We start from the raw sequence: 14,825 nt of genomic DNA on the forward strand, positions 1-14,825 counted from the left end.
GGACCTTTGACGGGGATCAACGTCCGGTGAAAACCGGCGGGCGTTTTTCGGCAAAGGCCGCCTGGGCTTCCTTCGCATCATCTGTCTTGGCAATCTGGGCCGTCATGTCCTGCTCATAGCGGTAGCCGTCGCGCAGGCTCATGTCCTCGATGACGTTCAGCGTGTGCTTGAACATTCGCGTCGCGACCGGGCTCTTCGAGGCGATATTGCGCGCGATCGAATACGCCTTGGGCATCAATTCCTCTGGCGGCACGCAAGCCTCGACGATCCCCAGGCGATGGAGTTCCGGGCCATCGACGCGCGTGCCGGTGAGCGCCATGAACCGCAGCCTCGAATGGCTGAACAGGCGCATGGCATGCCGGCCGCCGCCGAGCAGGCCCACGTCGACTTCAGGCATCCCGAGCGAAGCTTTCTCGGAGGCGATCAGGATGTCGCTCGAAGCCACCATGGCCAGGCCCGAGCCGAGCGCCGCCCCATTGATAGCCACGATGACGGGTTTGGCGCATTCACGGATAGCGTGGAAGCATTCGCGCGTGCGGCGTGAGTGTGCCGGCAGGTCACCAGGACCCTTGATCACATCCTTGCGGCCCTTCAGGTCCGCCCCGGCACAGAACACCTTGCCAGCGCCGGTCAGAACCACCGCGCGCACGTCGTCCATCTCGGAGATGCGATCCAGGGCGAGGGTGAGTTCGTCATTCAGCACGCGGGTCAGCGCATTCACCGGTGGCGCATTCAGCGTCAGCGTGGCGACGTGATCCTCTATTTGGACTTGAAGCTGAGTGAGGTCGTTCATGGGTGTGTCCTTGTTTTCCAGAGATAAACGGGGCAAAAACGGGCAATGACCGTTTTCAATCGAGATGGATGCCCGCCTTTTTAACCAATGAGCCCCAACGGCTGGACTCTGATTGCATCAGTTTGCGGTATTCCTCAGGTGTGGTGCTGATGGCGACGGCGCCAAGGTTCGCAAGACGCGTCTTGACATCAGGCGTGGCCAGCGTGGTCACCAACGCTTGACGCATTTTCTCGAAGATGGGAGCGGGCATGCCTTTGGGCGCAATGATGCCGTAGTTGGATTCGGCCACCACACCCGGCAAGCCCAGCTCCGCCGTGCTCGGCACACCTGGCAACAGCTCCGAACGCTGCGCGCTGGACACCGCCAGAATCTTTACCCCCCGCGCGGTAAAAGCCCGCACGGCTGGCAGATCGGCCGCCAGCACCTGTACTTCGCCCCCGAGCAGGCCGGCAACGGCCGGGGCCGCGCCTTTGTAAGCAATGTGCACCATGTCGATGCCGGCCTCCTGGGCAAACAGGGCGGCGCCAAGGTGCGGCGTGGTGGCATTGCCTGCCGAACCATAGTTGAGCTTGCCCGGCTCTTTCTTGGCCAGCGCGATCAACTCCTTCAGATCCTTCACCGGCACCTGGGGCCCTACAGTAATGACCTGCGGCACGCGGGCCACCAGCGACACGTAGTTGATCTCGCTGACGTTGTAGGGCATTTTCTGCAAGTGTGGCAGCACAGTGATGCCACCAGGCACGCCAAAGCCAAAAGTGTAGCCATCAGGTTCCGCCTTGATGGCCGCGTCCATGCCGATGATGCCGCTGGCGCCGGCACGGTTGTCGACGATGATGCTCTGGCCAAGCGTTTCACTCAGGCGTTGCTGGATGGCCCGTGCGATTTGGTCCACCGGCCCGCCGGGCGGGTAAGGCACCACGAGCCGGATGGGCTTGGTAGGCCAGTTGGTTTGGGCTTGCGCGGGCATGGCAATGCCAGCCAGCACGAGAGAGGCGAGTGCGAGCAGAGAACGCTTATTCATGAGAAGTCTCCTGAAAATAAAAAAAGAAAAGAGAGAGTTCACTCGTCTTGCATGAGCAGAATGAACTGCGCCACAACGGCAGGGCGTTGCTGGCCCTCAATCTCGAATTCACAAAGAGTTGTGATACGAGTGCCCTGCCCCAACCGCTCCGCGGCCTGCAGCGTCTGGTGCAGCCGCACGCGCGAACCCACAGGCACGGGCGCGGTGTAGCGGACGCGGTCGGACCCATAGTTCAGCCCCTTGCCGCGCCGCTCCACGCGGAATATCTCCCGCTGCAGACGGGGCACGAGGGCCAGCACGAACAAGCCGTGGGCAATGGTCTTGCCTTGCGGCATCTCGCGCGCGGCTCGCTCGGTATCCACATGGATCCAGAAATCATCGCCGGTGACTTCGGCGAAGCCGTCGATGTGGCGCTGCTCGATGGTGAACCAATCACTGGAGCCCAGCCTTTGGCCGACATAGCCGAGAAAGTCGGCAGGGGTTTGCAGAATCAACATGCCTTCGCGCTCCTCAGGTTGGAAGCTCCAGCACGGTCTTGGCCAGGATATTGCGCTGGATCTCGTTGCTGCCAGCGAAGATCTTGGCGTTCATCGCATTGAACAGCGGAGCGACCACGTGCAGATCGATCTCCTCGGTATGGCAGTGATCGCGGCAGGCGCCATAGTCCTGCGCGGATTCGATCAGCAGCAGCGCCAGACGTTCATAGGTTTCCGTGGACCATATCTTCAGCATCGAGATCGTCGGTGGAATGGGCTCGCCGCGCTTGGCGAGTTCGGCGAAGCCCGCATAGGCTGCGCCGAGATCGGCCGTATCCAGTTGCAGCTCCGCCAGCCGGGCGGCAAACGCCGCGTCCTCGAACAAGCCGCGCTGGCGGGCCAGTGCCTCCACCTGATGCAAGGTGTGCTGCGAGTGCTTGGGACTACCCGTGAACAGGCGTTCAAAGCCGAGCAGCGCTTTCGCCACCGTCCAACCCTGGTTCAGCTCGCCGACCATGTTCTCGAGAGGTACCCGGACGTCGTCAAAGAACACCTCGCAGAACTCCTGCTCGCCCGCGATGTTCCTGATGGGACGTACGGTAATGCCGGGGGTTTTCAGGTCCACCAGCAGGAAGCTGATGCCCGCCTGCTTCTTCACGGTCTTGTCGGTGCGGACCAGCATGAACATGTGGGTGCCGTCGCTGCCCCAGGTGGTCCATGTCTTCTGGCCGTTGACGATGAAATGATCTCCTTTCAGGACCGCCTCGGTACGGACGGCGGCGAGGTCGGAACCCGCGTTGGGCTCGGAGTAGCCCTGGGTCCAGACATGCTCGCCCGCCAGCACCTTCGGCAGGAAGCGCTGGCGCTGCTCCTCGGTGCCGAAGCGCATCAGGATCGGCCCGATCATCACCAGCCCTTGATCGGGCGGACGGGCCACACCCCAAGCCTCGGATTCCTCGATATAGGCGATCAGTTTTTCCGCGGGCAATCCCAGCCCGCCATATTGCCTGGGCCAAGCCGGTGCCAGCCAGCCCAGACGCGAGAGCGTCATGTACCAATCCCGGGTCTCGGCCCAGGTCTGCCGGTAAGGCATGTACCGGCGATCTTGCGGGTAGTGGGCCGCGAAGAGCGCGCGCACCAGCGCGCGAAACTGCGCCTCAGGCATGGCCTGCCAGTCCTGATCAGGCGAAAAGTCGGGCGTGTCCAACCGTGCCGCAGAGGGGGACATCGCCTCCGCGGGCCTGGTCACTTGCTGCCAGCGGCGCCGATGCGAGGCGGCGTTGCCCCAACGGCTGGCGAGCGTCATGGCGCGCTTGAAGTACAGGCCCACATCGTATTCATTGGTGGTACCGATGGCGCCATGCATCTGGATGGCCATGCGCGTCATCTCGGTAGCCGCGTAGGCGCAACGCGCCTTGACCCGGCTGGCAACGGCAGGCAGGTTCGCCTCGGTGAGCGATGCCACGCCTTCGCGCAGGCAGGCGGCGGCGAGCTCCACCTGGATAAGGCCGTCAACCAGGCGATGCTGCAGGGCCTGAAAGCTGCCGATGGGCTTACCAAACTGCACCCGGGTGTTGAGGTAATCGCGCGTAAGTTCCAGGCTGCGGCGGGCAATACCTACCAGCTCCGCGCTTTGCGCGATGCGGGCCATGTCGTTGGCTTCGCGGAGCGCAGCGGACGCCACATCACCCCGGGCCATCAACAGGCCTGGCGCGGCGTGCAAGTGCAGCGTGACAATGGCACTGCCGTCCACGCCACACTGCTGCTCCACGCGCAACCCTGGCGCATCCGCGGCCACCCAACACAGAACGAGCACTCCCTCTTCCCGTGCCGAGACGATCCAGCCATCGGCGCCGGGGCCGGGCCGAACGAAAAGCTTGCGGCCTGAAAGCAGTGTTTGCCCGTCTTCCTGACACGCAGTGGCCACGCCCTGTTCAGGATCGATCTCACCCACCCTTTCCTGCCATGCCACGCCGCCCACCTGTGCGCCCGACTGCAGATCGGCAAGCAGCTGGTCGCGAACACCGCCAGCGGGCAGGCGGCTCAGCAGCGCGAGCGGCTGCACGCCGGCATCGACCAGCGGCTCAGGCCACAAATACCGGCCAGCCTCCTCGGTGATGGCCACCAGCTCCGGCATGCCCAGCCCGAGGCCGCCATCGGCCTCGGGCACGAGGATGGACAGCCAGCCCAGTTCGGCCGCGGCATTCCAGGTGGCGCGGTCGAAGCCGCCACCTGCAGCCTCCAGTTCACGCACCCTCTGGCGCTGATCCACACCGCCGAGGAAACCCGCGGCACTGTCCCGGAACATGGCGATGGATTCGCTCTCAACCATCTCAAATCACCTTGGCGGCCCGCAATTGGGCCAAACGTTCATCGTCAAACGAAAGCCGTTCCTTCAGCACCTCTTCAGTGTGCTCACCCAGCAGCGGCGGAGCGCGGCGGTACTCGACGGGCGTGGCGGAAAACTTCACGGGATTGGCCACTTGCGGCACGCTGCCTGCCGCGGTGTGAGGCAGATCGAAGCGCATCTGCCGGTGCACGATCTGCGGATCGGTAAAGACCTCGGCGAATCCATTGATCGGACCTGCAGGAACCCCTGCGGCTTCGAAGGTGTCATACCAGTCGCGCACGCCGCGTGTCAGCAACACTTCGGAGATCAAGGGGATCAGCACCTTGCGGTTTTTCGCGCGCATGGGGTTGGTGGCAAAACGCTCATCGCTGGCCCATTCAGAGTGCCCGAGCTCGCGGCAAAGCGCCGTGAACTGGGTATCGTTGCCCACCGCGATCACGATTTGCCCATCGGCGCAATCGAAGGACTGCCATGGGCAGGTGATCGGCGATACATTGCCCAGGCGCGGCGGTTGCTGGCCGGAAACCAGGTACATCATGCCCACATGCGAGATGGCCGCCACCTGAGAATCGAGCAAGGCCAGATCGATATGCTGGCCTTCGCCCGAGACCATGTCACGATGCCTCAGCGCCGCCAGAATGGCGCTGGTGGCATAGAAGCCGGCCGTGATGTCGCCCACGGAGTAGCCGACGCGCATCGGCCCGCCGCCCGGCTCTTCGTCGGCATGCCCGGTGATGCTCATCAGCCCGCTCATGGATTGGAACAAGGGGTCGTAGCCAGGCAGATGGCTGTAGGGACCCGATTGCCCGAAACCGCTGATCGAGCAGTACACCAGCTTCGGGTTGACTTGTTTCAGGGACGCGTAGTCCAGGCCATAGCGCGCCAAATCCCCTGCCTTGAAATTCTCGATGACGATGTCGCAGCCCTTGGCCAGATCCCGCACCAGCGCCTGCCCTTCCGCCTGTGCAATATCCACGGTCACCGAGCGCTTGCCCCGGTTCATTGCAATGAACGAAGAGGTCTCGCGCGTCTCGCCGCCTTGCGCATCCCGCACGCGCAGGCCCTGGTGGCGCACGTCGTCGCCGCGCCCCGGACGCTCCACCTTGATCACATCGGCCCCGAAGTCGGCCAGCATCTGCGCTGCCCACGGGCCGGAAAAAACGCGGCTCAAGTCGAGCACACGAACGCCGTTCAAGCTACCCATGAAATTTGGCTCCTCTTGGTATGCTGCGAATTTAGGCAACACCAGCCCCGTGAGCCAGACTGCCCACGCGCATAACTGCTATGCAGGCGTGCCCTGCGCGAAGCGAAGAATGGCCTCCCGGTCCTGGTCCAGGGCCGGCACGCGCGGCAGCCGGCCGGGATACCCTTGGCCGGACACCAGAATGGGCGTCACCGGGGCTCGTTGACCGCCTCCCCCTCGATCTCGGGCAGCACGCCCCGGCTGGCCACCTGGGGATCGGCCATCATGGTGGCCACGTCATTCAGCGGCCCTGCCGGCACGCCGGCATCATCCAGCCGCGAGAGCCAATGAGCCACGGGTGCAGATGCCAATGCGTTTTCGATGGCGGCCTTCAACGCCGCGTGATTCACTACCCGCAACCCGCGCTGGGTAAAACGCGGGTCGGCCAGGAGTTCCGGCTGGCCCAGAACGGCGGCCAGCCTGGCAAACAGGTGATCCGAGCCCGCCGCGATGACCAGATGGCCGTCGGCCGCCCGGAACGCATCGAATGGCGCCGCACCTGGGTGGCGCGCCCCGAGCGGTTCAGGCGACTGCCCCGTGCACCACAGATGGGGAATGGCGCCTTCCAGCATGGCGATCTGCGCCTCGAACATGGAGACATCCACATGCGCGCCCTGCCCCGTGCGAGAGCGCCGCAGCAGCGCAGCCTGAATGCCGTTGCAGGCAAACAGCGCGGCAGACAGGTCGCCGATGGAAGAGCCCGCCCGCGTGGGTGGCCCGCCCGGGTGCCCGGTGACACTCATCATGCCGCTCATGGCTTGCACCACCACGTCGTAGGCGGCGCGGTCGCGGTAGGGGCCCGTCTGGCCAAATCCCGAAATGGAAGCGAGCACCAGGCGCGGATGCCGCGCCTTCAGCTTGTCCCAGCCGTAGCCCAGGCGTTCGAGAACCCCGGGACGGTAGTTCTCCACCAGCACGTCAGCCCGATTCAGCAGCCGTTCGAAGATCGCACGGTCATCTCCAGACTTGAGATCGAGGGCGATGGACTCCTTGCCACGGTTGACGGCGGCAAAGTAGGCGGAGCTTCCGTCTGGCGACATCGGGAGGAAATGCCGCGCCTCGTCGCCTGCCCCCGGTTGCTCCACCTTGATGACGCGGGCGCCCAGATCGCGCAGCATCATGGTGCAATAGGGTCCCGACAGGACTCGGCTCAGGTCCAATACAACAAAACCATCCAACGGCCCAGGCGATTGGGTTGAGTCCATGACAGGAAGAAACCAGGTCCGGGCCCGGCGAATTGGTAAAAAGATCCTGCTTGATTCTGAGAAGCCGTGATGCCTCGCGCAAGCCGCCACGCCGGATAGCAGCCTTGCACTTGCGCGCAAGGCTAAGCGGCATTCGTTCGCTAAAGTCCGTGCCAAACAGAAGACTTCAGGAGACTTCGTGCAAATCACTCAAAAACTCGACCGCCGCGCCTTTGTGCTCGCCATGGCCGCTGCCGCCACGCCCCTGCCCGTCTGGGCCGCCTTTCCTGATAAGCCGCTGCGCATGGTGGTCCCATTTCCGGCGGGAGGCGCCGCCGATGTGATGGCGCGCGGCCTGGCCCTCCATATGGGGGAGCATCTGGGCCAGCAGGTCGTCATCGACAACCGGGGCGGTGCTGGCGGCACCATGGCCGCGGAAATGGTCGCGCGGGCGCCAGCCGACGGCTATACAGTGTTCTTCGCCACGATGGGCACGCACGCGATCAACCCCTCGCTGTACCCGAAGCTTCGCTACGACCCGGTCAAGGATTTCACACCCATTGCGCTCACGCACATCACACCGCGCGTCCTGGTCGTGGGCCCCTCGATCAAGGCACGCAGCGCCGCCGAGTTCATTGCGCTGGCCAAGAGCAAACCAGGCTTGATCACCTATGGTTCCGCAGGTAACGGCAGCTCCAGCCATCTCTCCGGCGCGCTTTTTGCCACCATGGCGGGCGTGGATTTGCAGCATGTTCCCTATAAGGGCAGCGCGCCGCTGCTCACGGATCTGCTGGCGGGCCGGGTAGACGCCACGTTCGACTCCTATACGGTGTATGAGGAATTCATTCGGACCGGCCGTGTCCACGCCCTCGGCGTGACATCGATCAAACGCATGGCGGCGCTCCCTCAGGTGCCGACCCTGGATGAGGCTGGCCTCAAGGGCTATGAGGTGTCCAACTGGCTCGGTCTGCTGGCACCTGCGGGAACGCCGGGCGAAGTGGTGGCACGGTTGAATGCGGCTGTCGTTGCCGCCATGGCGGATGCCGGCCTGAAGAAGCAGCTCACCGCGCTGGGTATCGAGCCTGTGGCCACCACGCCCGAGGAATTCAGCAAGCTCATCCGCAGCGACATCCCGAAATGGGAGCGCATCGTGAAGGCCTCGGGAGCGCGTGTCGAGTGAAGGCGCCGGCTGGCCGCGAGCGTCAACTCGTGCAGGCCGGGCATGTCGGCCTCGACGTGATCTCGGAAGGTGCAGGCCCCACGCTGGTGCTGCTGCCTTCGTCGCTTCGCGATTCGGAAGATTTCGACGAGCTCGCGGGTCTGCTGGCTGAAGCGGGTTTTCGGGTGCTGCGCCCGCAACCCCGCGGCATGGGAAGCAGCAGCCCACCGCCGCCGGGCATGACGCTGGGGACACTGGCGGACGATGTCGCCGCAGTGATCGAATCGTTCGCCGCAGCGCCTGCGGTGGTCATAGGCCATGCATACGGCCACTGGGTTGCGCGCATGACAGACCTGCGCCACCCGCGTCTGGTGCGCGCCGTGGTGGTGCTGGGCGCAGCGGCACGGGAGTTTCCGGCAGGCATGGCCGAGGCACTGGCCACGGCTTCGGACACTTCCCGCCCTGAACCGGAACGCCTTCGTGCGTTGCGCCTCTGCATGTTTGCCCCTGGAAACGATCCGCACAGCTGGCTGCAAGGATGGCATCCCGAATGGCGGACCGCCTATCGCGAAGCGGCGCAGCATCCGCCAAGATCCGAATGGTTCGCCTGCGGTCACGCGCCCCTGCTCGACCTGCAGGGCGCACAAGATCCCTGGCGGCCACCGGCCACCCGGCGCGAGCTGGCCGACGCACTGGGTGCCAAGGTCACTATCCATGAAATCGACCATGCCAGCCATGCGCTGGTGCCGGAGCAACCACGCGCGGTCGCGGACGCCATCACCGGCTGGTTGCGGTGTCTCGGGACTCAGGTTGGATAATCCACCGCATGCACAAACCCAAGGCTTCCGATTTCGAGCTGGACATCACCGCCGATCTTCAGAAGTGGCGATCTTTCGTCGCGATCGGTGAATTGGGCAGCTTGACGCGCGCTGCGCTTTTCCTCGACAGCAGCCAATCCTTCCTCAGCAGGCAAGTGAACGCGCTGGAACGCGAATGTGGCGCACGCCTGTTCAATCGCACAGGGCGCGGCGTGGAGTTGTCGGAAGCGGGCCAGCGACTCTTTCCGCAAGTGAAGGAGTTGCTGGAACGCGCCCAAGCCCTGGAACACGACATCCGCGCGGACCTGCACGAGCCTGTGGGCAGCGTGACCGTCGCATCACTCCCCTCCATCAGCACCATCCTTATTGGCAGGCTCTTTGCCGAAGTGCGGGCCAAGCACCCCGGGGTCAATCTGAAGATACTGGACGGCTCCAGCGGGCAAGTGGAAGAGTGGTTGACCGATGCGCGCGCCGATCTGGCAATTCTCTACCGCTACAGCCCGACGCCGCCAGACCAGGAAGAAGCCTTGGCCACGGTCGATAGCTATTTGATTGGTGCCAAGGGCGACCGTCTCACCTCGCAACCTTCCGTGCCCTTTTCGAGCCTCGATGGCCTGCCCTTCATCCTCCCTGCCGCGCCGAACGGGTTGCGCACCGCGCTGGATGCCGGCGCGCGCAGAAGCCGGATCACCATCACACCGGCGATCGAGGCGGACTCGCTGCCGCTTCAAAAACAGCTTTCTGCGGACGAGGGGCTCTACACCGTACTGCCCATCCATGCTGTCTGGAACGAAATCCAGGAGGGCAAGCTGCAGGCCACACGAATCGTCGAGCCCTCGTTTTCGAGGATCGTATCGCTGGCCTATTCCAAGTCGAAGGGGCCTACGCGGGCGGTCACCGCTGTGGCCGCCCGATTGACCGACATCGTCGGGCAGATCGCGCGCCAGGGGATTTGGCTTGCGAACTAGCCCCGACACCCGGTCTACCCCGGCCAGACGTCAATGGATCGCCGCGTACATGATGGCTTCCTGGGTGGCCTCGGTGGAAGAGAACTCGGTCACGACCTTGCCTTGCTTGGCCACCAGGATCCGGTCGGAGAGCGCCATCACCTCCGGCAGGTAGGAAGAAATCACCACCACGGCCTTGCCGGCATCCGCCAGCCGGTTGATCTCGGCGTGAATCTCCGCGATGGCACCCACGTCAACGCCTCGGGTAGGTTCGTCGAAGATGATGAGATCGGGCTCCTGCACGAGGGATTTGGCGATCACGACTTTCTGCTGGTTGCCGCCTGACAGTTCGATGACCTTGGCGGCTTCCTTGCTGACGGCGCGCACGTTCAAAAGCTTCGTCCAGTGCTCGCCTACTTCGCGCGCGCGGGCACGCGAGACCAGACCGCCCGCGCCGGGAAGCTTGCCCAGCAGGCCCATGTAGATGTTCTGGGCGATCGACATGGTTTCGAAGAAGCCCTCGAACTTGCGGTCTTCGGTGATGTAGGCGATGCCGTCACGCACTGCTTTGCGTGCCACGCGGTAACGCACCGGCCTGCCCCGCAGCAGGATTTCTCCGCCATGAAAGAAATCCCGCTTGATCAAACCCGCTACCACCTTGAAGGTCTCGGTACGGCCGGCCCCGACCAGGCCGAACACGCCGGTGATCTGCCCCGCGAAGACCGAGAGAGAGTTGTTCTTGACCATGTTGGCCATGCGCAGGTTACGCACGGAAAGCACGCACTCGCCTTGCGGGCGCACAGCGTCCTTCTTCTGGCCGTAAAGGGTTTGCGAGAGGTCCCGCCCCACCATGGCCTGCACGATGCGGTCACGGTCGAAATTCACCTTGTCGTCGGTCACCACGTGTCTGCCATCGCGCAGCACGGTGATCCGGTCAGCCAGCAGCAGCGCCTCTTCCAGCGCATGGGAGATGAAGATGACCGATACGCCGCGCGCCTTGAGGTCGAACACGAGATCGAAGAAATATTTCTTTTCCTCCGGCGTGAGGCTCGCCGTGGGCTCGTCAAAGATGATGATGCGCGCCTTGTGCAGCACCGCCCGCGCAATCTCCACCATCTGCTTCTTGGCAGCGCCGAGCATGCCCACGGTGGCCGTGGGATCCACGTCGAAGTTCAGGGATTGCAGGAACTGCTGTGCGGCAATGTAAACACCGCGCAGACGGTTGAAGAACTGCTCCTGACCCAGAAAGAGGTTTTGCGCGACGGTCATCGTGGGGACCAGGCTGGTTTCCTGGAACACCATGGCGATGCCTTCATGCCGCGCCTGCAGCGGCGTGTGCAGTTGCACGGGACGTCCGTCCACCAGCATCTGCCCCGAAGAAAGTGGGACCACCCCGGCCATGACCTTCGTCAGCGTGGATTTGCCAGCGCCGTTCTCGCCCAGCAGGGCGTGGATCTCGCCCCGTCGCAGCGCGAAATCGACTTCCTCGATCGCCGGCACGCCCGCATATTTCTTGGTGGCCTGCCGCAGCTCCAGCGCATGGTCACCCGCTTCGCTCACTGGCGTTCGTTCGCTCATCGTGCTCCCCCTTGCGGCGCGTGGCCTTGGTCCTCCGCAAGCGACACTCGCAGCAAGCGCCCGCTTCCCTTGGATACGGCGTACAGGGCGCCGCCGAATTCGGCCACCGCCGTGATGCCATGGTGATGGCCGTCCACCTGGCTGTGCAGTGACGAGATAACCTGGCCTTTCGCATCCACCCGGACCACCAGTCCATAGGAGCGCGGCGGCGCCCAAGGCTTGAGCATGCCCATCTGCTTGACGCCGGCACCCTGCAAAGGCTCGAGAAAGCTCTTGCCGGAAGACAGCGCGGGCGCGATCCAGTAGCGCGGGTCAATCTCCGCCACCATACGGCGGCGGTAGGCATCTTCGCGCAGCACGAACTCCACCAGTTGAGTCCTGCACACGAAGCAGCTGAGCCAGAAGCCTCCGCCCTCGGCTAGCGCCATGCGAGAGGAATACCCAGGCAGATCCGCCAGCAGCGCCGTGGGCGCCGCCTTGCCGCCCTGGTACAGCACTACCCGGTGCCGCCAACTCTCGCTGGCAAGAAGTTGGCCGCCGGGCTGCGGAAGCACCCCGAAAGCATGGCGCAGTCCGCTCACCAATTCCTGCGCGCCACCGCTCTGCGGAGCCCAGGCGCAGACCCGGCCCGAGGCGCCATGCGTCATCAGGTCATGGCACCAGCGCTCGGGCTCGAACGAGGCGGAACCTTCCGTCAGCAGCCACCGCTGGCCTTCGGGATCGAAGGCCAGCGCATTGACGCTGCGAAGGGGACGCCCCGCTGCTTCAGTCAATGTATCGGTGGCGGCACCATAGACAACGGCCCCCGGAGCAAGCAACTGCACCTTCCCCCCCCAAGGCCACGGCCAGGGTGCCGTCAGGCGCGGCGGCCAAGGCAGTGATGGGCTGATCGAAGCTCCGGACCTGCGCCAGCCCCGCCGCGTCCAGTTTGTGCAGTGCGGTGCCGGCGGCAATCCACAGCGCGCCCGGGGTGCTGGCGAGGTCATCGATGCCGGGCAGTTCGGCCACCACCGCGGCGTGATCGAGCGCACGATTGGGTTTGAGCACGCCATCCATCACCGGCACGGCGATCGCCGCGCTGCCGCGGCCCAGCAGACGGTCGGTGAATCCGCGAAGGGTATTCAGCATCAGGCGTTCCTCCAGCGCTGCTCGTATTGCGCGAAGCCGGGATCGGCCCCTTCGAGCTTGTAGCGGCCAATGCGGTTGTTCGAGATGCCGCCCAGGTAGAGGTAGCCGCGGTGCTCGCGCATGGAAGTGATCATGGGATGGTTTTCGCCGCCCAGATCCCACAAGGTTTCAAGCACCTGGCCGGCTTCGTTGAACTTCAGCACGCAACCGGTGTTGATGTTGGGAAACAGCCATTCGTCCCCCGCCACGCGCGTGGCCATGCGGCGGCGGAAGCCCGGCATGCGCATGGCGAGGTCATAGGCAGGCGCGCGCATGCCCACCAGGGCCAGCCAGTAGTTGCCGTCGGAGGCGAGGTTGATGTTGTCGGGATAGCCGGGCAGGTTGTCGATCACCATCTGCACCTGGCCTGCCTTTGGTCCATCGAACCAGTAGCGCTTGATGCAGCAACCCCAGGTTTCGGCGAACAGGATCGACTGGCCGTCGCTTGCGATGGCAATGCCGTTCGGGAACCGCAGCCCGCGCAGCACGGTGCGTGTGGAGCCATCACGCGGGTCATAGCAAACGATGCGTCCGTTGCCACGCGCCTCCAGCCCGTCCACAGGCCACTCGTGCATTTCATAACGCACCGTGGCTTCGCTGAAGAAGATGCGCCCGTCGTCGGCGATGTCCAGATCGTCCGCCAGGCGCAGGCGGCTGTCGTCGTTGATCGACGTCCAGCTGCGGTTGGTCTCGTCGGTCACTCGCTCGACCTTGCGCTCGGGCGTGACCCGGTACAGGCCCATGCCCCCTACGCACACGAGCAGGTTGTCCTGGCGGTCGAAGGCCATGCCGAGGGTCTGGCCCCCGATGTGCGCATAGACCTCCATGCGCTGGTAGTCCGGCGCGAAGAAGCGGATCACGTCGCCATGGCGCGAGCCGGCGTAGAGATTGTCTTCACGGTCCAGGATGACGTCTTCAGGCGATTCGATCTGGCCGAGGCCGATCTGCGTGACGTCGCGCAGCTTGTTGTTGACGGCGTAGGCACCGCCCTCTTCTGCGGTGCAGGGAGGCGACGGCGGGAGCGCGAAGTAGGTGGGGCTCACGTAGACCTTGCTGACGATCCGCTGGCGGTTCTTCAGCCAGCGCACATCGATCACAGCGGCCAGCACCAGGATGGAAGCCAGCACCATGCGGATCACCCCGCCGGAAGCCGACATGGACGTCAGGCCGTTGGTGATCAGGAGCACCAGCAGCGTGCCGACCAGAGCTTTGGCGACCGAGCCTCGGCCACCGCCCAGGCTGATGCCGCCGAGCACCGCGGCCGTAAGCACCAGCACCTCCATGCCCGCGCCGATGTCGGCGCCGGCCGTGGCCAGGCGCGAGGCGAAGAAGCACCCGGCCACGCCGCAAAGGGTACCGGAAGCCACATAGCACAAGGCCACCGTACGGCGCACGGCAATGCCGCTGTTGTAGGCGGAGCGGCGCGAGCCGCCGATGGCCATGATGTGCCAGCCTGCGCGCAGGCGGGTGAGCAGCATGTGGCCGGCGATCGCCACCACGGCGTAGGCCCAGGCCACGGTGGGCAAGCCAAGGAACGTGCCATTGCCCAGGAAATCCCAGACTTCCGAATCAGGAAGCGATCCCGCGATCTCGGTGGAATACTGAAGGCTCAGGATCTCGTAGACCGAGCGGAAGATGATGAGCGTGATGAGCGTGGTCAGAAAAGCGCGCAGCCGCAGGTAACCGATCAGCACCCCGTTGACTGCGCCGAGCAAAGCGCCGCACACCAGCGTGGCCAGCACCGAAGCGGCCACCGGCCACTTCAGCACATGCATGCACATCAGCGCGCAGAAGTTGGTAAGCGCGAAGGTGGAGCCAACCGACAAATCGATGCCCCCGACAATCATCACCAGCGCCAGGCCGAGCACGATGAAGCCGATCTCGCCCGCCTGCCGCAGGGTATCGGCCACCATCACGGGCGACCAGAAATTGGCGATGAACTGGCCCGAGGCCAGCAGCACCGCCACCAGCAGCAGCACAGGGATGGCGGTCTCGGTCCAGCGCTTGGACAGAATCTCGCCCACCCAGTGGTCAGGCCAGTACCGGTAGCGCAGGCGGGTGAGCGTTTCGTTCATCAGTGCTGCTCCGG

The 14,825-nt window shown here is 64.4% G+C and carries 13 protein-coding genes; 3 read left to right on the forward strand and 10 right to left on the reverse strand.

The window, feature by feature from the left end; translation table 11 throughout:
• Nucleotides 1-16: 16 nt before the first annotated feature.
• The 6 genes from WJU18_RS25795 to WJU18_RS25820 all read right to left on the reverse strand — a co-directional run bounded on the left by WJU18_RS25795 (nucleotide 17) and on the right by WJU18_RS25820 (nucleotide 7,088).
• Nucleotides 17-793, reverse strand: coding sequence for an enoyl-CoA hydratase/isomerase family protein (locus WJU18_RS25795; RefSeq protein WP_423456714.1), 777 nt, complete (start codon nucleotides 791-793; stop codon nucleotides 17-19).
• A 55-nt stretch (nucleotides 794-848) separates the two neighbouring features.
• Nucleotides 849-1,814, reverse strand: coding sequence for a Bug family tripartite tricarboxylate transporter substrate binding protein (locus tag WJU18_RS25800; protein ID WP_423456716.1), 966 nt, complete (start codon nucleotides 1,812-1,814; stop codon nucleotides 849-851).
• A 38-nt stretch (nucleotides 1,815-1,852) separates the two neighbouring features.
• On the reverse strand, nucleotides 1,853-2,311 hold the full coding sequence (locus WJU18_RS25805; RefSeq protein ID WP_423456718.1) for a MaoC family dehydratase: 459 nt from the start codon (nucleotides 2,309-2,311) through the stop codon (nucleotides 1,853-1,855).
• Between the two features lie 13 nt (nucleotides 2,312-2,324).
• Nucleotides 2,325-4,622 carry an acyl-CoA dehydrogenase gene (locus WJU18_RS25810; RefSeq protein ID WP_423456719.1) on the reverse strand — a complete coding sequence of 766 codons (2,298 nt, stop codon included), beginning with the start codon at nucleotides 4,620-4,622 and terminating at the stop codon, nucleotides 2,325-2,327.
• Nucleotide 4,623: 1 nt separating this feature from the next.
• On the reverse strand, nucleotides 4,624-5,844 hold the full coding sequence (locus tag WJU18_RS25815; RefSeq protein ID WP_423456721.1) for a CaiB/BaiF CoA transferase family protein: 1,221 nt from the start codon (nucleotides 5,842-5,844) through the stop codon (nucleotides 4,624-4,626).
• 188 nt (nucleotides 5,845-6,032) lie between these two features.
• Nucleotides 6,033-7,088: a CaiB/BaiF CoA transferase family protein gene (locus WJU18_RS25820; RefSeq protein WP_423456723.1), complete on the reverse strand. Its 1,056-nt coding sequence runs from the start codon at nucleotides 7,086-7,088 to the stop codon at nucleotides 6,033-6,035.
• 178 nt (nucleotides 7,089-7,266) lie between these two features.
• Between WJU18_RS25820 and WJU18_RS25825 the strand changes: the two genes are divergently transcribed.
• From WJU18_RS25825 to WJU18_RS25835, 3 genes are read left to right on the forward strand one after another with little or no spacing between them, the layout of a single operon-like run.
• Nucleotides 7,267-8,247: a Bug family tripartite tricarboxylate transporter substrate binding protein gene (locus tag WJU18_RS25825; protein ID WP_423456724.1), complete on the forward strand. Its 981-nt coding sequence runs from the start codon at nucleotides 7,267-7,269 to the stop codon at nucleotides 8,245-8,247.
• Entirely contained in the window at nucleotides 8,244-9,044 is an 801-nt protein-coding gene (locus WJU18_RS25830; protein WP_423456726.1) for an alpha/beta fold hydrolase, read from the forward strand. Before WJU18_RS25825 ends, WJU18_RS25830 begins: the two co-directional genes overlap by 4 nt.
• 8 nt (nucleotides 9,045-9,052) lie before the next feature.
• Nucleotides 9,053-10,012: a LysR family transcriptional regulator gene (locus WJU18_RS25835; RefSeq protein ID WP_423456727.1), complete on the forward strand. Its 960-nt coding sequence runs from the start codon at nucleotides 9,053-9,055 to the stop codon at nucleotides 10,010-10,012.
• A gap of 30 nt (nucleotides 10,013-10,042) precedes the next feature.
• On the opposite strand, the gene WJU18_RS25840 is transcribed toward WJU18_RS25835, so the two are convergent.
• Genes WJU18_RS25840 through WJU18_RS25855 form a run of 4 tightly spaced genes read right to left on the reverse strand, consistent with a single transcriptional unit; the run spans nucleotide 10,043 to nucleotide 14,811 of the window.
• Nucleotides 10,043-11,569, reverse strand: coding sequence for a sugar ABC transporter ATP-binding protein (locus tag WJU18_RS25840; RefSeq protein ID WP_423456728.1), 1,527 nt, complete (start codon nucleotides 11,567-11,569; stop codon nucleotides 10,043-10,045).
• Nucleotides 11,566-12,393: a hypothetical protein gene (locus tag WJU18_RS25845; protein WP_423456729.1), complete on the reverse strand. Its 828-nt coding sequence runs from the start codon at nucleotides 12,391-12,393 to the stop codon at nucleotides 11,566-11,568. The genes WJU18_RS25840 and WJU18_RS25845 overlap by 4 nt, the downstream gene beginning before the upstream one ends.
• Nucleotides 12,335-12,697 carry a hypothetical protein gene (locus tag WJU18_RS25850; protein WP_423456731.1) on the reverse strand — a complete coding sequence of 121 codons (363 nt, stop codon included), beginning with the start codon at nucleotides 12,695-12,697 and terminating at the stop codon, nucleotides 12,335-12,337. The genes WJU18_RS25845 and WJU18_RS25850 overlap by 59 nt, the downstream gene beginning before the upstream one ends.
• Nucleotides 12,697-14,811 (reverse strand): ABC transporter permease, encoded by a 2,115-nt coding sequence (locus WJU18_RS25855; RefSeq protein ID WP_423456732.1) that lies wholly within the window; start codon nucleotides 14,809-14,811, stop codon nucleotides 12,697-12,699. Before WJU18_RS25855 ends, WJU18_RS25850 begins: the two co-directional genes overlap by 1 nt.
• Nucleotides 14,812-14,825: the final 14 nt, after the last annotated feature.

The organism is Ottowia sp. VDI28, from assembly GCF_049532675.1.
Taxonomy (GTDB): Bacteria; Pseudomonadota; Gammaproteobacteria; order Burkholderiales; family Burkholderiaceae_C; genus Ottowia.